The 17,054-nt window shown below is 67.4% G+C and carries 18 protein-coding genes; all 18 read left to right on the forward strand.

From position 1 onward, the window contains the following. The first annotated feature begins 18 nt into the window (after positions 1-18). The 18 genes from ACZ7LB_RS07910 to ACZ7LB_RS07995 all read left to right on the forward strand — a co-directional run bounded on the left by ACZ7LB_RS07910 (position 19) and on the right by ACZ7LB_RS07995 (position 17,013). Positions 19-252, forward strand: a complete 234-nt coding sequence (locus tag ACZ7LB_RS07910; RefSeq protein WP_471466113.1) for a hypothetical protein — start codon at positions 19-21, stop codon at positions 250-252. Next, on the forward strand, positions 236-619 hold the full coding sequence (locus ACZ7LB_RS07915) for a hypothetical protein (RefSeq protein ID WP_471466114.1): 384 nt from the start codon (positions 236-238) through the stop codon (positions 617-619). The genes ACZ7LB_RS07910 and ACZ7LB_RS07915 overlap by 17 nt, the downstream gene beginning before the upstream one ends. Beyond that, positions 616-969, forward strand: coding sequence for a hypothetical protein (locus tag ACZ7LB_RS07920; RefSeq protein WP_471466116.1), 354 nt, complete (start codon positions 616-618; stop codon positions 967-969). The genes ACZ7LB_RS07915 and ACZ7LB_RS07920 overlap by 4 nt, the downstream gene beginning before the upstream one ends. Before the next feature lie 206 nt (positions 970-1,175). Next, positions 1,176-1,307, forward strand: a complete 132-nt coding sequence (locus ACZ7LB_RS07925; protein ID WP_471466118.1) for a hypothetical protein — start codon at positions 1,176-1,178, stop codon at positions 1,305-1,307. Beyond that, positions 1,297-1,665, forward strand: coding sequence for a hypothetical protein (locus tag ACZ7LB_RS07930; protein WP_471466120.1), 369 nt, complete (start codon positions 1,297-1,299; stop codon positions 1,663-1,665). Before ACZ7LB_RS07925 ends, ACZ7LB_RS07930 begins: the two co-directional genes overlap by 11 nt. Positions 1,666-1,731: 66 nt before the next feature. Then, positions 1,732-2,331, forward strand: a complete 600-nt coding sequence (locus ACZ7LB_RS07935) for a phage tail tube protein (protein ID WP_471466121.1) — start codon at positions 1,732-1,734, stop codon at positions 2,329-2,331. 109 nt (positions 2,332-2,440) lie between these two features. Further along, positions 2,441-2,764 (forward strand): hypothetical protein, encoded by a 324-nt coding sequence (locus ACZ7LB_RS07940; RefSeq protein WP_471466123.1) that lies wholly within the window; start codon positions 2,441-2,443, stop codon positions 2,762-2,764. Between the two features lie 125 nt (positions 2,765-2,889). Continuing rightward, positions 2,890-3,171, forward strand: a complete 282-nt coding sequence (locus ACZ7LB_RS07945; RefSeq protein ID WP_471466125.1) for a hypothetical protein — start codon at positions 2,890-2,892, stop codon at positions 3,169-3,171. Positions 3,172-3,173: 2 nt separating this feature from the next. Continuing rightward, on the forward strand, positions 3,174-8,363 hold the full coding sequence (locus tag ACZ7LB_RS07950; RefSeq protein ID WP_471466126.1) for an aggregation-promoting factor C-terminal-like domain-containing protein: 5,190 nt from the start codon (positions 3,174-3,176) through the stop codon (positions 8,361-8,363). Continuing rightward, complete coding sequence (locus ACZ7LB_RS07955; protein WP_471466128.1) at positions 8,363-8,560, forward strand: hypothetical protein; 198 nt, start codon at positions 8,363-8,365, stop codon at positions 8,558-8,560. Before ACZ7LB_RS07950 ends, ACZ7LB_RS07955 begins: the two co-directional genes overlap by 1 nt. Beyond that, entirely contained in the window at positions 8,560-10,752 is a 2,193-nt protein-coding gene (locus ACZ7LB_RS07960; RefSeq protein WP_471466130.1) for a hypothetical protein, read from the forward strand. The genes ACZ7LB_RS07955 and ACZ7LB_RS07960 overlap by 1 nt, the downstream gene beginning before the upstream one ends. Before the next feature lie 7 nt (positions 10,753-10,759). Then, complete coding sequence (locus tag ACZ7LB_RS07965) at positions 10,760-11,869, forward strand: DUF5047 domain-containing protein (protein WP_471466132.1); 1,110 nt, start codon at positions 10,760-10,762, stop codon at positions 11,867-11,869. Beyond that, positions 11,866-12,120: a hypothetical protein gene (locus ACZ7LB_RS07970; RefSeq protein ID WP_471466133.1), complete on the forward strand. Its 255-nt coding sequence runs from the start codon at positions 11,866-11,868 to the stop codon at positions 12,118-12,120. The genes ACZ7LB_RS07965 and ACZ7LB_RS07970 overlap by 4 nt, the downstream gene beginning before the upstream one ends. 34 nt (positions 12,121-12,154) lie before the next feature. Then, positions 12,155-12,760, forward strand: coding sequence for a hypothetical protein (locus ACZ7LB_RS07975; RefSeq protein ID WP_471466134.1), 606 nt, complete (start codon positions 12,155-12,157; stop codon positions 12,758-12,760). Between the two features lie 65 nt (positions 12,761-12,825). Further along, positions 12,826-13,881, forward strand: a complete 1,056-nt coding sequence (locus tag ACZ7LB_RS07980; protein ID WP_471466135.1) for a LysM peptidoglycan-binding domain-containing protein — start codon at positions 12,826-12,828, stop codon at positions 13,879-13,881. 7 nt (positions 13,882-13,888) lie between these two features. Further along, positions 13,889-14,191 (forward strand): hypothetical protein, encoded by a 303-nt coding sequence (locus ACZ7LB_RS07985; RefSeq protein ID WP_471466136.1) that lies wholly within the window; start codon positions 13,889-13,891, stop codon positions 14,189-14,191. Next, positions 14,192-15,454 (forward strand): hypothetical protein, encoded by a 1,263-nt coding sequence (locus tag ACZ7LB_RS07990; RefSeq protein WP_471466138.1) that lies wholly within the window; start codon positions 14,192-14,194, stop codon positions 15,452-15,454. Beyond that, the gene (locus tag ACZ7LB_RS07995; protein WP_471466139.1) at positions 15,454-17,013 is read left to right on the forward strand and encodes an NlpC/P60 family protein; all 1,560 of its coding nucleotides are present in this window, start codon (positions 15,454-15,456) and stop codon (positions 17,011-17,013) included. The genes ACZ7LB_RS07990 and ACZ7LB_RS07995 overlap by 1 nt, the downstream gene beginning before the upstream one ends. Positions 17,014-17,054 lie beyond the last annotated feature (41 nt).

Below are 17,054 nucleotides of genomic sequence, written 5' to 3' on the forward strand. Positions count from 1 at the left end.
AACGCGAGGCACTGACACATGGCAACCCTGGCCAACATCGTCCACGTGACGGACGACAAGGGCGTGACCCACGTGTTCGGCCCCGCGGACGACGTCCCGGCGTGGGCCGTGGAGGCGATCACGAACCCGAAGGCGTGGGCGGAGGCGCCGAGCGCAAGTCGACTCGCGGACCCCGCCCCGTCTGCGGCGAAGCCCGCTGCGAAGCGTGCCGCGCCCCGTCGGAAGGCGGGCGGCAGTGGCACTGTTCAGTGAGGCCGAACTCCGGACGCTGCTCGGTCGCCCGCTGACGGACGACGAATGCGCGCTCGCCCACGACCTCACCGCGGATGCGTTCTACGGTGAGGTGGGGGAGCGGCTAACGGACCCGCCTCAGCGTGGGATCAAGGCCGTCGCCCTGGCGGTCGCGGCTCGGGTCCTGACGAACCCTGGCGGTCTACGGAGTGAGCAGGCGGGTGGCTTCCTCCAGACCTACGCCGACGCGGAGACGGGCATCATGCTTTCGGAGGACGAGCGGCGGAGACTGCGTCGTGCTTGCGGCATGGCGGCCGGCGCCTCGTCCCTGGACATCGCTCCGGACGACGGCGCCTACGTCACGGTTCGGGTCTGGAGGCCGGCATGAGCCTCGTCTCGCAGCTCATGTCCGAGACCCTCGTCATTGAGCGTCCCGGTCCCCCGGTGCGCGACTCGACGGGCTCCGAGATCCCCGGTCCACCGGTACGGATCACTGTCGATCACTGCGGCATCATCTCGCCTTACGGCGTGCTGGTCGGGGCATCGACGGAGACGCACGACGCCTCCACTGTCGTCGAGACGCGCCGGGTCTTCGTGGCCCCGCTCGGTACCGATGTCCGCTCGGGCGACCGCATTTTCCGAGGCGCCGAGTCGTGGCAGTGCGACGGAGAGCCCTTGATTCTTCCCCTGACGGCCCTGGCCCGGGTCGAGATCCTTGTGAGGCAGGTGACGGGCTGATGAGCTTCCGGTCCAAGTACACCGGGCGGTACTCCGGGATGGGCGCGATGCTCTCGCGGCCGTGGATTCGCCGTCCCTGCACGGAGGCAGCGGAGGCAATGCAGGTCATTGCCGTGGCTCGGTCTCCGCGACGTACGGGCGACTACGCGTCTTCCTTCTCTGTCGAGCCGATCATGAAGCAGGTCCCGTTCCGAGGTAAGCCGCGGATGCGCGCGAGTGCCCGACTGCTGAACTCCTCGGACCACGCGCGGATCGTCGAGCATGGCTCCGGCACTACGCCTCGGTACGCCGTCCTGTCGAAGTCCATGGACGACATGAAGGGCCCACATGTCGGCTGACATCGAGGCCGTCCTGAATCCGTGGGCGGAGGCGGCGACGGGCGTTCGGGCCGGGGCGGAGACGCCGCCGGAGCTGGAGAAGAAGCTCCCTCGCATCCGCATCGAGCGTATCGGCGGCTCCGACGAGCGTTTCGCGCTTCATCCGCGGGTGGCGGTCGACGTCTTCGCCGCTACCGCTGACGAGGCGCGCGCCCTGGCGAGTGCCCTGCGTGACGCGCTGCTGTTCCTTCGCGGTCCCGTGAACGGTGCGGTAATCAGGGGCGTCCGGTGTGACTCGGGGCCGTCCAGGCAGCCGTGGACGAACGAGCTGATTCACCGACGTGGAGCCACCTTCACCGTGTCTCTCCGGGCTGCGTAAACCACTGACCTTCTGACCCGCCGTCCTTCGGGGCGAGCGGGTTCTCTCGCATGCCCTGGAGGGCACATGGCGGACACCCGCGATGCCGATCTGACGTTCGGCGCAACCGACTACCTCGTCCACATGGCCGCACTGAGCACCACGGCTCCCGTGGACCTGGCCGACCCCGCGACTCCCTGGCAGTGCCTTGGGTGGGTCACGACCGACGGCGGCACTTTCACGATCGAGGAGGAGAGCCAGGACGTCAACGCGGCCGGCTCTCTGGAGCCCATCAGGACCCTGATGACCCGGTCGACGAAGAGCCTTCAGGTCACCTTCCTGGAGGCCCTGAACCCCCTCGTCAGGTCGCTTTACGACAACGTCCCCGTGGCGTCGCTGAAGCCCGACACGGCGTCGGGTATAGCGACCTACGACATGCCCGACAAGCCGTCTGACCTGCGGTATGCCTTCCTCTTCGACACCGTCGATGGCGACAAGCGCATGCGCTACTACATGCCGAACGGGAAGGTCATCGAGCGGGGCGACGAGCAGCCGCAGACCGAGGACGTGATGTCGGTCCAGATGACCATGCGCTTCTACCGAGGTGCGTCGGGGGTCGCGGCTGTGAAGCGGCTGATCGACTACGGCGCTGCCGACGTCAGCGGCTTCTTCCCCACCACTCCGTGACGACCAGCGGGGCCCGTATCTGCGCGGGTCCGGGCTCCGCTCTCTTACCTACGCAAATCGTTTTGCGGAGGAGACCCGCGCCCCACACTCATGAGAGGCAGACCCGCGCATGTCTGAGACCACCACCCCCGCTGAGGCTCAGGAACTGGAGGCGACGGAGGAGTACGCCACGGCCGACCTGTGCGGCGTCGACCTTCGCGTGAAGAACGCGATGCACTGGCGTCCGTCGCACATGCGGGCCCTGCGTCAGTCCGACTTCGACACCTGGGCAGCCGGCGTGCTCCACGAGGACGACGTCTCGACCTTCATCGAGATCGACGCCACCTTCGCCGAGATCTTCGACTTCGTCGGCCAGGCCAGCGAAGCCGTCGGCGAGCCGGTGGGAAAGTCCACTGGACGTGCCAAGTCCTCACGGACCACGCGGAGGCGCTAGAGGCGGACATTCCGCGGTACTACCCGGGCGCGCGAGTGCTCGACGTGTACCGCGGAACGCTGTCTCTCCGGACGCTTCGCATCTGGATTGAGCGTCTCCCGCCGGAGAGCGAGACGAAGACGGCCATGCGCAACGCTGCCCCGCCCCGGGACACGGAGGAGGCGGCCGACGAGGCACGCCCCGACCTGGCCCCCTGGAGCAGTACGGAAATGCTGCTGGCCTTGGTGAAGGACGAGTTGGTGCGGGTGCGCCACACGCTGATCGCCGTCAACGGGGGCAAGCCGGGGGTATTCGAGCCGATCCCGCGTCCGGGTGTCCCGCCGAAGAAGGCCACGAAGTATCGCCGTCTCACCGACGAGCAGCGCCGCGCCCTTGATCCGCGGCTGAGGAACCAGCCGAAGGAGTAATCGTGGTCGCTGCTGACCTGGACATCGTCGGTAAAGCCGCCGTCGACGTCGTGCCCGTGATCCCCAACTTCCACACCAAGCTGTCTGCTCTGGTTCTGCCGGCGGCCGACAGGGTCGGTGAGGAAGCCGGCCGGAAAATGGGCGATGCGATCTCGCGGAACATCGTCATCTCCATCCCCGACGCCGTCGTCAAGGGCGGCCGAATGGCCACGACGGCAGCGGGCAGGCAGGGCAACGACGCTGGTGGTGCCTTCGCCCGTTCCCTTCGCGCGAAGCTGGAGCAAGCCTTTCGCTCCATGCCGAAGCTCAATGTCAGGCTTAGCGATACGGGTGTTGATGCCGAGCTGGCTCGTATCCGCGCGAAGTTGGAGCAGCTCTCCACCAAGCGGATCGGTATTGACGTCGATGCCGCTACGGCGCGGGCGCATGTGGAGGAGTTGGAGGCGCAGCTCCGTCGGCTGGGTGCGGCGCATCCGAACGTTGCCGTGCGTGTCGATACGGCTGCCGCTCGTGCTGCTCTCGCGGCGTTCCGCGAGGAGATCGACGCAGCGACGGCGGACCCGGCGCGTATCCGTATTGAGACGGATGGTGCGCTGGGTGCGCGTATCCGGGCTGCGGTGCGTGAGGCGGAGGCGAGCCTCCCCAATATCAACATCGATGCGGACACGTCGCCGGCGCAGGCGGAGCTTGCTTCTCTGCGTGCCCGGCTGACGGCCATGCGGGATCTGAAGATCGGTGTCGATGTCGACGCCGCGACGGCGATGGCGCAGCTCGACGAGGTTCAGGCCCGGCTTGGTGTTCTCGCTGCGCAGCGTGTGCAGGTGGATGTGGACACGGGCCGGGCCCGTGCTGCGGTCATGAACCTAAACTTGATGATCGACCGGCTTCGGGGGCGCACTCCGACGGTTGATGTCCGGGCTGATGCTGCTGCCGCTCAGGCGCAGCTTGCGGCTGTTCAGGCGCAGGTGTCGGCGCTGGACCGTAGTAAGGCGACGGTCAAGGTCCGTGCCGACACGGGCCGGGCCCGGTCTGCGCTACTCCAACTCGCCATTGCGATTGGTGGCGTTGCGGCTCTGCCGGTCATCCCTATTGCCGGTGCGGCTCTTGGCGCGTTGACGTCGGCGGCCGTGACGGCTGCTGCGGGTATGGGGTCGCTGGCTTTGGTGGCGATCCCGGCCATCAAGGACATCACGGCTGCTCTTCAGGCGAAGTCTGCCGCGGAGAAGGAGGCGGAGTCCGCGACGGACAAGTCTGCTGCCGCGAATGTCCGTGCTGCTCAGCAGGCACTTCAGATGGTGAGTGCGCAGGAGTCTCTTGCGTCGGCCCGCCGGAACGCCGCGAAATCCATCTCTCAGGCGAACCGTCAGATCGAGGACGCTGAGCGTTCTCTCGGTCAGGCTGCTGCCCGTGCGATGGAGCAGCGGGAGCGTGCTGCGAAGGCGGTCGAGCGTGCTGAGCGTGCTCTCGTCGACTCGAAGCGGGGCGTGGAGCGCGCGGAGCGGTCCCTTGCTGACGCGCAGAAGGCCGCTGTCCGTGCTCAGGACGATCTCAACAAGGCCCGTGAGGACGCTGCTCAGCGGCTCGCGGATCTTCAGGATCAGCTTGAGCGGGGCAAGCTTGACGAGCGGGAGGCCACTCTCCGCGTCCTGGAGGCTCAGGAGGAGCTGAACAAGGTCACGGCCCAGTACGACGTGGGCCGTGCGACGGAACTCCAGCTCCAGCGTGCTCAGCTTGCCTTCGACCAGTCGGTCCGTGCGGCCGATCAGCAGAAGAAGGATTACGCGCAGCTTCAGAAGGATGCGAAGGCTGCGGAGGACGCGGGCGTCGACGGCTCGGAGGCCGTTCAGTCCGCCTCCGAGCGTCTGGCCGACGCTCAGCGGGGCGTGCTCGACCAGCTCGAAGCCGTGGCGGAAGCACAGCAGAACGTGCGCGAACACGCCCTGGCCGTCGCGGAGGCGCAGAAGGACGCTGCGAAGTCGCAGAAGGACGCTGCGCGCGCCATGCAGGACGCTCAGCGGGCCGTTGCCGACGCTGTGCGGAACGCTGCCGACGCTCAGGTCAGCGCCGCGGAGTCGGTCCGGTCCGCGGAGCGGGGCGTGGAGTCGGCCCGCCTGTCGAGCATTGACACGACGGCGAAGGCCGTCACCAAGGCCGACGAGTATCGCGAGGCACTGGCGAAGATGTCGCCGGCTCAGCGGGCACTGTACGACTCCCTTGCGGGTGATGGCGGGCTCATCTCCGCGTACAAGGAGTGGTCCCGGTCCCTTCAGCCCGACGTGCTTCCGCTGTTCACCCGGAGCGTTGACGGGGCGAAGAAGTCCCTGCCCGGCCTGACGCCGCTTGTCCGCGGTGCTGCTGCCGGTGTGCAGGCCCTCATGGACCGTGCGAGCGCGGACTTGAAGCGCCCCTTCTGGCAGCGCTTCAAGGAAGGTATTGCCGAGTCCGCCGAGCCTGCTATCGAGGGGCTGGGCGTCGCATTCGGCAACGTCTTCAAGGGCATTGCGGGCATTGTCGACGCATTCCTTCCGCACATGGATTCCATATCCCAGCGGATGCAGGGCATCACGGCCCGCTTCGCCAATTGGGGGACGGGACTGCGGGGAAGCCCGGAGTTCGAGGACTTCCTCGACTATGTGACGGAGCACGGGCCTGCCGTGGGGGAGGCATTCGGAGACCTGGCCGACGCCATTATCGACGTCGCCATGGCTCTGGAGCCGTGGTCTCGGGTCATGCTGACGCTGATGGGCTATACGGCCGACGCGATCAGCTACGTGTCGGAGCACGCACCGTGGGCAATTCGCCTCATCTATGGGCTCTGGGTTGCCACAAAGCTTTGGGCGTTGGCGACGAAGGCCCATCCGATCGGCATGGTCATCATGGCGTTGATCGGCCTTGCACTGGCCGTGAAGTACGCCTGGGATCACTTCGAATGGTTCCGGACCATCGTCCTCGGCTGCTGGGAAGCAATCCAGACTTCGGTTTCGTGGGCGTGGAAGCGTGTTCTGAAGCCGACGTTCGACGGGATATGGGGCGCCCTGAAGTGGGTGGGCGACCAGTTTGTGTGGCTCTGGCGGGACATCTTCACGCCGGCCTGGAAGATCATCTCCACGGTGGTCAGGGTGGCGGTGGCCATCATCCTGACGGTGGCGATCCTGCCGCTCTACGTGGCGTTCCAGGGGCTTGGCCTGCTGGTCGGCTGGCTCTGGACGGACTGCTTCAAACCGTCCTGGGACAACATCACTGCCGCCTCGTCGTGGCTCTGGACTCATGCCCTGAAGCCATTCTTCAAATGGATCTGGGACGGTCTCAAATGGATCGGTGACCAGTTCGTCTGGCTGTACCGGTACGCGATAAGCCCGTCGTGGGACTGGACGTCGACGAAGGCCCGCTGGCTCTGGGACAACGCCCTGAAGCCTTTCTTCAAGTGGGTGTGGGACGGTCTCAAGTGGGTGGGAGACCAGTTCGTCTGGCTGTACGACCGTGCCATCAAGCCTTCCACGGGGTGGATTGCCGACAAGGCTGACTGGCTTTGGCGCAAGGGGCTGAAGCCTGCTTTCGATCTGATCAAGTCCGGTGTCGGGCTTGTTGCTGACGCGTTCGAGGACGCGAAGACGATGATCGGCAAGGCGTGGGGCAAGGTGAAGGATATCGCCGCCGCTCCCGTCAACTTCATCATCGAGTGGGTTTACCGGAAGGGCATCAAGGCCGTCTGGGACCGGGTAGCCGAATTTGTCGGCCTGGACCCGCTCCCGAAGGGCCCCGATCTCCTGGAGGCCGGCGGGACTGTCGGACAGGGCTGGGGCGTGGCGGCCCCGATGAGGGTCAATCGGCCGACGGCGATCGTCGGTGAGGGTAACCCGCGGTACCCCGAGTACGTCATTCCGACGGACCCGAAGTACCGCTCTCGTGCCGTCGCACTGCATCAGCAGGCGGGCACACAGCTCCTCGCGTCCGGCGGTGTCCTCGGCGGCGCCTGGGACTGGACGAAGGACAAGGTGTCCGACGTCATCGGTACCGGTATCGACTGGGCGAAGACGGCCGCGGACCTGATGGTTCACCCGTCGAAGGTCTGGAACAGGCTGGTCAAGCCTGTGATCTCGCGGGTCCGTGACGGCGTCGGCTCTTCCCCGATGGGCAAGGTGCTGACGAAGATCCCGTCGCGGATCATCGGCGGTCTGCGGGACAAGATCGTCGACGCCGTCTCGCTCCTCACCACCGAGAATGGTGGTTGGGGCGGCGAGTGGACGAAGCCCGTGGCCGCGAACATCGCCACTGCCTTCGGAGTCCCTGGCTCCATGTGGGCGTCCGGCTATCACACGGGCGTCGACTTCCCCGCAGCGACGGGGACGCCGATCAAGGCCGTGGCCAACGGCCGCGTCTCCCTGGCGACGTCTGGCGGCCCCTACGGCAAGCACGTGATCATCGACCACGGTGGCGGCCTCCAGTCGCTCTACGCGCACATGTCCCGCATCCGCACCACGGTTCCGAAGAGCGTCAACGGCGGCGCTCGCATCGGTGACGTCGGCGCCACGGGCAACACCACCGGCCCCCACCTCCACCTGGAGGCGCGGCTCAACGGCAAGACCGTCGACCCCATGAAGTACCTGAGCGGGGGAGGCGCGGACGTCAAGGCAGTGGGGGCTGCGCAGGAGTACGCGAAGGGCATCCTGAGCCAGTACGGGTGGGGCCCGTCGCAGTTCTCCCCGCTGAAGAAGCTCTGGGAGGGCGAGTCCAACTGGCGCTGGAATGCGACGAACCCCAGCTCTGGCGCCTACGGCATCCCGCAGGCGCTTCCTGCGTCGAAGATGGCGGCTGCTGGCCCCGACTGGCGGACGAACGCACAGACGCAGATCAAGTGGGGTCTGGCCTACATCAAGGGTCGTCCGGACTACGGCTCCCCGTCGGCCGCCTACTCGAAGTGGCTGGGCCGGTCGCCGCATTGGTACGACGACGGCGGCTACCTCCCGCCGGGTCTCTCCCTCGTAGCCAACGGGACTGGCCGTCCCGAACCTGTCTTCACCGGTTCTCAGTGGGACGACATCCGTGCCGCGAAGAGCGGGGGGCCGACTCAGCTCCACGCCGACGTGCGGGTCTTCGTGGGTGACCGCGAGATCACGGACATCGTCGACACCCGCATTGAACTGCACGACTCCGAGATGGCAGCGGCGATGGCCGCAGGAAGGTGGACGTGATGACGACCCCCGTGGACGAGACACCCGAACCGCCCGAGCAGCCCGAGCCGGGCGGCGTCGTGGTGCCTCCGATCATGGACTTCATCCCGGACGACGCGGACGTCGAGCCGCCGCTCATCCCGACGGTGCCTCCGACGGACGACGGCTCTCCGATACCTGAGCCGACGTACCCGACGCCGGGGGAGATCATCGACTGATGGCCATCACCGGCAACCTTCTGCCGGCGAACGCGGAGAGCATCGAGACGGATGCCTCCGCGTGGTCGGCCTTGGTCAACGCGTCGGGCCTGGCCCGCGGGTCGGGCGGCACCCTTGGCTCGTACTGCCTCACCTTCAAGGCGACGGCTGCCGGTGACTGCCAGATCGGTACGGCGACTTCCGTCGACGTTGCGGCGGGGACGGAGTATTGGAGCTGTGCCTCTGTCTTCGCCCCTGTCGCCGGCGCTCAGTCCCGCGTGGAGATCAGGTGGTACCGCTCGACGGGGACGCTGATCAGTACCACGCAAGGCCCGCTGGTCACTGCCACGGGCGGGGCGTGGCAGCAGAACGCCGCCATCGGCGTGGCGCCGGCGGAGGCAGCGAAGGCGGTCGTGGTCGTCCGCGTCACGGCGACTGCTGCCGCGCAGACGTGGTTCGTGGACCGCGTCTTCCTCGGCGCCGTGGTGAAGTCGACGGGGAACCTGTTGAACTTCAACACCGAAACCGCGGAGATCGACACCGCCGGGTGGTTCGCCGCAACGAACTGCGTTCTCGCCCCCAGCCCCACCGCGCATAGCTGGTATCAGGGGCTCAGGATTACGGTCCCGACGGTTGGGGCGTGGATGAGCCGGACGGCTCTGTCGACGGCCCCGGCCGTGGCTCCCGGCACGGAGTACGCGGCGTCGGTCTACGTCACCCCGTCGGCCGCCGGTATCCCCGTCTCCATGCAAGTCTACTGGAGAGACGGGGCCGGGACCGAGATCGAGACGACGTCGGCTGTCTGGACGCCGCCCGCGGGGCAGTGGACGAAGATATCTGTCGTCGGCGTAGCTCCTGCCGGGGCTGCTGCCGCTCGCATCGCGGTATCCGGCACGTCGACGGTTGCTGAGCAGACGTGGACGATTGACCGCGCGGTTCTGGCCCCGACGTCAGCGCTCATGCCGGTGGGCAACCTGACTCCGTACCGGATCTCCGAAATGGAACAGGACATCACCGGGTGGGCGGTGTCGGGTGCGACGGCTTCGCAGTCGTCGGAGACGGCAGCGGCCGGCGCCTACTCCATGAAGTGCGTTGCCACGGGCGGGGACATCACGGTGACCCTCGTCGACCCGCTGCCGGTGACGCCGCTCGCCGGCTACCAGTTCCGCCCGCGCTCCCGGCAGATGCGCGAGGCTCTCTACCGCACGCGCGTCGAGTTCCTCGACGTCAGCGGGGAGGCGATCCGCACCCGCTGGCAGGCGTGGGCGGGGCGAACGGACGGCTGGCTGACCAGCCCCATGGGCGACCTGGCTCCCGCGGGTGCCGTCGCTGCCCGGCTCTCCATCGCCGTCCCGGACGCCGAAGCCGGAGACGTCTGGTACTTCGACCGAATGGAGTGGTCGGAAGGCGGTCTTACTGCGCATGCAGAGCCGGCCGGGGGAGGCGGAGTAGCCGTCACTCTCCGCGGCCTGACGACGGGCGGGTCCACCTGGAAGTGGTCGCTGTACCGACTGGCCGACGGCACGGAGCAACCCGTTCGCGGCTGGAGCGGAGACATGACCGGCCAGGCTGTAACCACGGACGCCGTCGTCGTCACGGACTACGAAGCGCCTCTGGGCGTGCCGGTTCAGTGGCGGGTTCGGCTGACCGCACCGCCTGGCACTGCGGGGACGCTCTCCTACACGTCTGACCCGCTCGCCCTGGAGGCCGACGGCGTCTCGGTTTGGCTGAAGGACCCGAGTCTCCCCCAGAGATCGTGCCGCGTCACCGTCGGGACACCGATGCCGACGTGGCAGACGTCAGCCCGGCAGACCGTCAGTCACGTCCGCGGCCGACGCCTCCCTGTCGTCATCTCCGACGTACGGAGCGGGCGTACCGGGGACCTGACGGTCGTCACGGAGACGGCAGCGGAACGGGACGCTCTCGACTGGGTGCTGACCAGCGGCGCCGTACTGCTGCTCCAGTGGCCTCCGGGCTGGGGCGAGAAGGACATGTACGTCTCCGTGGGAGATGTCAGCGCTGCGCCCGTCGTCGACTTCGCCGAGTTCCACGACCGCACATGGGTCCTTCCGCTGACGGAAGTTGACCGCCCCATCGGCGGCGTCACCGGCAGCGCAGACCGCACATGGGCCACGGTCGCGGGCTCCGGCAGCACGTGGGCGGAGGCGCTCGCCGGCGCGACGACTTGGCTCGACGTCTACACCGGAGTGTGAGGCACTGATGTACCCCGTCAGCTCGAAGTTCCTCCGCACCTTGGCCACGTCGCACACGATGGTGGCCAAGGTCGACGCCTACTACGCCGGTCAGCTCCGCCGGGCCGCGATCCCGTTCTCCGACGGGGCCGTCACGGTCGACCGGGCGTCGAAGATCCGCCGCAAGCTGTCGCTGACGATCCCCGATCCGGCGCTCCTTCCGTGGAAGGAGACAGACCTCCTGGCGCCCTACGGTCAGGAACTTGTGGTCTCCCGGGGAATCCGCTTCTCCGACGGCTCGGAAGAATGGGTCCCTCTCGGAACCTTCCGGATCGATAACCCGTCCGGCGACGTCTTCGAGGGGCCCATTTCCCTGTCGGGATCGTCGCTCGAAGCGGCGGTCATCGACGATAAGTTTCAGGTCCCAGTTACCACGCGCGGGATGGGTGGTTGCTTCGACGCCATATCCACGCTCATTCGTCAAACGCTCCCCAGTGCCGCGATCTCCAATCTGACGACCGGAAACCGAAACCCACTCGTGGCAGTCGCTACGTGGGATGCCGGGAATGACCGGTGGGACGCCGTTGCGCAGATAGCCCGCGCGATGAACGCTGAAGTCTTCGTCGATTCCCTTAACCGATTCGTCGTCAGGGATCTCCCGAACATCCTGACGGGATCCGTTGCGTGGGATATTGCGGAGGGGGAGGGCGGAACGCTGATCTCCTCCGCCCGTTCCGTTTCCCGAACGGCCGTTTACAACGCCGTTGTTGCCTCGGGGGAGAACGCGGCGAACTACGGAATCCCCGTCAGTGGAATAGCGCGGGATACAAGCCCCTCCAGCCCTACCCGGTGGGGCGGCCCGTACGGCAAGGTGACCAAGTTCATTTCGTCCTCCCTTTGGGTGACCCAAGGGGACTGCCAGAATGCGGCGGAATTCGAACTCTACGACGCCATAGCTGCCAATGTAGAAACCTCTCTTGACGCCCTCCCGAACCCGGCTCTGGAAGGCAACGACATTGTCCGCCTTACCCACGCCGGGCGAAAGGAGCGGTATCTCGTGCAGTCCGTGACGGTCCCTCTGACGGCCACTGGAGACTTCTCTCTGACGCTCCGCGGAGGGAAGGAGGAGGACGAGTGAGGCTCTCTCCTCAGCTCATCGACGCAGTTCAGCGCCTTGTCGTGCAGCTCGTGACGCAGCGGGCCGCCTCGTGGGGGCTGGCCAGCGTCACGGCCGTCAACCCCGACGGCACCGTCGATATCGAAACTGCTCGCGGCCCGGTCCCTGGAGTCCGCCGGATGAAGTCCTATTCGTCTCCGGCGGTCAATGACGTCGTCAAGGTATCGCGCAATTCCGACGGCAATTGGGTCGTCGACGGCGCACTGGCCTGACCAATTTCCGCAGCCTCTAGGAGGCGCCTCAAGCATGCCCAGAAACGATTCCTACGCCCAGGGAGTTCCGTACCCGGTGTTGGGCGACGCGCCCGATATCGAGGTCGCAACGCAATCCATCGTCAACGGGGTTGTCCCGCAGACTGTGATGCGTTTCGCCAATGCCAACGCGCGTTCTGCGGCGCTGTCTGGTGCTACGAAGCCTGTCCCCGGGATGGTTACCTATCTCGTCGCGGAGGATCGCTACGATCGGCGGGATGGTGACGGCGTTTGGCGTCCGCTGTCCCCCGGGCCGTGGAAGCCTTTCACGTTTGCCACGGGATACAGCGCGAATACCGGAGGCCCCGCTTACCGGGTCGTCAACGACGAGGTTCATCTCCGTGGAACATTCAAGCGAACGAGCGGCGCGGATCTCCTGACGAACGTCGAAACGCGTTTCGGGACGCTGCCCACGGAGGCCCGTCCGACGGGCGGATATAGGTACTTCGTGTCGGCTGGCAACTTCCAGAACACGAGCGGCGTTTCCTACTTCGCCGGCCGTATTGCTTTCGCGCCCGGCGGCGAAATGCTCTACATCATGCCGGTCAACTCCAAGAGCGACTGGCTCGCCCTCGACGGCATCCGATTCAGCATCAACTGAACGGCACACAGCCGACGTCCGCCCCGTAGTGACGGGGCCTTTTTCATGCCCTGGAGGGAATGCACATGGGTGAAATCTGGATCAAGGAAGCGGAGAGGCTGGGGAGCGGGAGGATAGGCGGCCTCATGGACACACCGTCGGCCGGTCCCCGTGTCGTCTGGCACACCACGGAGAGCGGGGCGGGGGACGCAGCCTTCGACGCCGTCGGCGCGTACCTGACCCGGGCGGCGTCGGAGCCGCACATCCTCTACGACCCGACGACGGACCGGCTCGGTCAGTACGGCCCGCTGAACGAGTCGGCCCGTGCTCTGCGGAACGACGGAAGCACGCGGACGAACCGGACCGGGCGCGTCTGTATCCAGATCGAGGTACTGGCCCGAGCCGGCAAGCCCTTCACGGACTACTGGAAGCCGGGCCCCAACTTCCGTGCCCTCATGCGAGCGATCCGCTCATGGGACGTCCCCGACGTCTGGCCCGCCGGCGCACTGGCGTCGAGCTATGGCTCTGACTCGTCGCGCAGCCGCGTCACCTGGGCGACCGAGGGCGGGCACTACGGTCACTGCAACGTCCCCGGCAACGACCACTGGGACCCGGGCGCGGTCGACCGGGCCGCCCTCCTGAAGGCGGGCAATCCGGTGAAGGAGCCCGGCGGCTCGATGTCGGCCGACACCTACACCGTCAAGGCGGGCGACACCCTGTCCGGCATCGGCGCGGACACGGGCGTCAAGTGGGAGACCATCGCGAGCCTGAACGGCATCAGGTCGCCGTACGTCATCAGGCCCGGCCAGGTGCTCAAGCTGAAGGCCCCGGCCTCGAAGCCCGCTGCCAAGCCGACCGTCTCCGTCGCCCACCTGAACGCCGCTCGCGCGAAGGACATCCCGGCGGCCACCGGGCACACGACGTACCCGGCTGAGGTCAAGGTGGTGGAGGCGGCGCTCAAGGCTGAGGGGCTGCTCGCGGCCAAGTACGCGGCCGACGGCTCGTGGGGGACGCTCACCGACGACGCTTACAACGCCTTCCGCCGGCAGATGGGGTACACCGGTTCCGCCGCGACGGGCTCCGTCGGTCTGGAGTCCCTGAAGAAGCTGGCCGCGCGCCACGGCTTCACCGCTAAGGCGTGAGTGCCTGGTGGAGATCCTCATCGCCATTATCGGCGCACTTGGCGTGGTCGTAGCGGCAGTGGTGCCCGCGACCTTCCCGCTCCTCCTGCGGCGTGCCCGCGGGGCGGTGGAGGCGGACGGCCAGGTGACGCGGGAGGCCGTGGCGCAGGCGGTCACGGCTCTCGGCTCCCGGCTCGATTCCCGCATCAACGACGTGCGCGACGACATCGACGACGTCCGCGAGGACGTATCCCGCATCCGTGAATGGCAGGCCGGCCACGACGCCGAACACCTGCTCATCGGGCGCCCGCAGCCCCCTGGAGGAGAGTAAATGGCCATCCCCGACGGCATCTCTACGGTCGTCGTCTCGGGCCGCTTCATCCGCCCCGACGGCCAGCCGCTCTCCGGCAGCATCTCCTTCGAGCCGCCCGGTCACCTGACCTTCCCTGACGCCGACTTCATCAGCGTGGGTGCCGTCACGGTGCCGCTGGACGGCGACGGGGCTTTCGCCGTGGCCCTCATCCCGACCGACGCGCCGGGGATGACGCCGCACGACTGGACGTACACGGTCGTCGAGCGGATGCACCGGGCCGACGGGCGGACCTACCACGTCGCCCTCCCCGCAGCGACGCCGGCGGTGGACCTTGCGGACATCGCGCCGACCGATCCGGCTCCGGGGGAGTACGTCGTCGTCACGGGCCCTGCGGGACGGGACGGTATCAACGGCTCGGCGATCTACAGCGGCCCCGCTGCCCCGTCTGCTGCCATCGGTGTGGACGGTGACTACTACATCAACACCACGCCCGGAGCCGTGATGTTGCACGGCCCGAAGGCTGCGTCGGCCTGGCCCGCCGGGGTATCCCTCGTCGGCGGCGTCTCCAGCGTCAACGGCAAGTCGGGGACGGTCTCCCTGGTGCCCGCGGACATCGGGGCGTACAGCTCTACCGGCGGCACTGTGACGGGCTCTGTCACCGCTCAGGGCGGGCTTCGGGTCAACACGACCGACCCGAACGTGAACAGTCTGATCGTCGACGTTCCGACAGGCTCTACGGCCCGTCTCATGGTGCTTCGGGCGGGAGGAAGCGACAAGTTCTCTCTGGGCCCGGCCGGTGACCTCCGTATCTACGGAGCCCTGGACGCGACGGGTCAGGTGGCGGTCAGGGACCGGGCCACTGACTCGGACAGCTTGGCCGGCGGCTCGGTCTTCTACTCCAGGGGCGGCAAGGCGTTCGTCCGGCAGGCTGACGGCTCGATCGTCGCACTCGGTACGGTCACGACGACGAAGGCGGCAGTCTTCCCGACCCCTACGGCCGCGACGTCCTACGTCGTCTGGCGTGCCCCGAAGGCGTGCACCGTCACAGCCGTCCGCGGCTACCGGACCGGCGGAACGGGAGCGACGATCAACGCCGCGAAGGGTGGGTCGAACCTCCTGGCCACGGACCTTTCACTCAGCACCGCGGACACCTGGCTGACGGGCGGCACGCTCCAGAACGCGGCGTTCGCCGCCGGAGACTCCCTCGTGCTGAAGGTCACGGGCGTTACCGGAAGCCCGTCCGCCGTGACGATCCAGGTCGACATCACGCAGGGGGCCTGATGCCCGGCGCGATCATCGTCGCGGATGACGAGACGTACCTCGACCCGCTGCCCGGGGACCTGTCCGTCGTGACCGTCCCCGGTCCGCCTCCGATACTCCAGGTGTCCGACGCACAGGGGCTCTTGGCCACCCTCACCACGGGCGCCAGGACGGTGACCATGAGGGGGCAGACGCGGACGTTCACTGAGCAGAAGCGCCCGTTCACTGACCTGTTCCAGCGGACAACCACGGCTGGTTGGGGCCCGTCGACAGGTGGCGGGACGTGGTCCAACTCCAACGGCACCGACGCCGACTACACCGTCACTCCGGGGCGCGGGCTGATCTCCGTGAGCGCGGAGAACGCAAGCCGGCACACGTCGCTGGTTAACGACATAACGGACTTGGACGCTCGGCTCTCGTGGTCGATGGACAAGCCCGCCACGGGCAACGCATCCAGCCTGGGACTGTCGTTCGCCTACACGTCTTCGACGTCGCAGTACCGCGCGCGGCTCTCCGTCCTCACCTCGGGGACGGTGCAGCTCGTGCTGGAGTGCCAGACATCGGCAGGGACGACCACGATCGGCGCCCTGACAACCGTCGGCACCGGATACGTCGCCGGAGACATCTGGCACATCCGCGCCCAGCGGGCCGGGACGACGCTCAGGTGCCGCGCCTGGAAGGACGGTACGACGGAGCCAGGCACGTGGACGCACGAGGTCGTGGACGCCACGCTCGGCGCCGGACGGATCGGCGTGCGCGCCATCGCGAGCACCGGCAGCACTGCCCTCCCGATCCAATTCCGAGTGCACGACATCCAGCTCTACTCCGGAACGTGGCCAAGCCCACCGACGGTCACACACAACACATGGGTCCGCGTCCTCGCCACCCCCTTCGACGGCACGTGGACGCCGACGCTTGCGGATCAGATTCGGGCGTGGGCGGTCGACACCAGCCCCGACGCGCTCGCGCACGCCATGTCGTACATCACTGGTGCTCCGGTGGTCACAGACTCGCGCATCGGCGGCCGGCAGGTGGCAGGGGAGGCGCTCTACGGACCGAACGACGCTGGGGGAGCCCGCGTCGAAGGCGCCGACTTCCACGACTACATCGGCACCGACTGGGTCTTCCCCAACGGGGAGGCTGAGGCGGCCAAGGCCAGCGAACTGCGCTGCATGGACTGCTCGGGCTACGTCCGCATGGTCTACGGCTACCACATGGGCGTCCCCATGGTCCGTACGCGGGCTGCGGACTTCGACGGTCTAGTGCTCCCGCGCCAGACGAAGGACATCGCACCGTACGGCCCTGGCGTGGTCGTAGCGCAGGCGACGGGCAGTGCTCCGCCGCTGACCGCGATGCGTGTCGGAGACATCCCGCTCTTCGACGCCGACTCGGGTGACGCCGTCAGTGGGCAGATCGACCACAACGGGATCTTCATCGGCATCGACAGCGCGGGCCGGTACCGCTTCCTGAACTCAAGGAAAACGCCCAACGGTCCGACCATGAGCGATCTGGGCGGCACCTCCATCCTCGACGGTGGCGGACTCTACGCCACCAGCCTGCGAATGATCCGAAGATTCTGACCCCTCCACCGTCACAACCCCTCGAAATTACGACACAACGC

Source organism: Streptomyces sp. NPDC107521 (assembly GCF_055598485.1).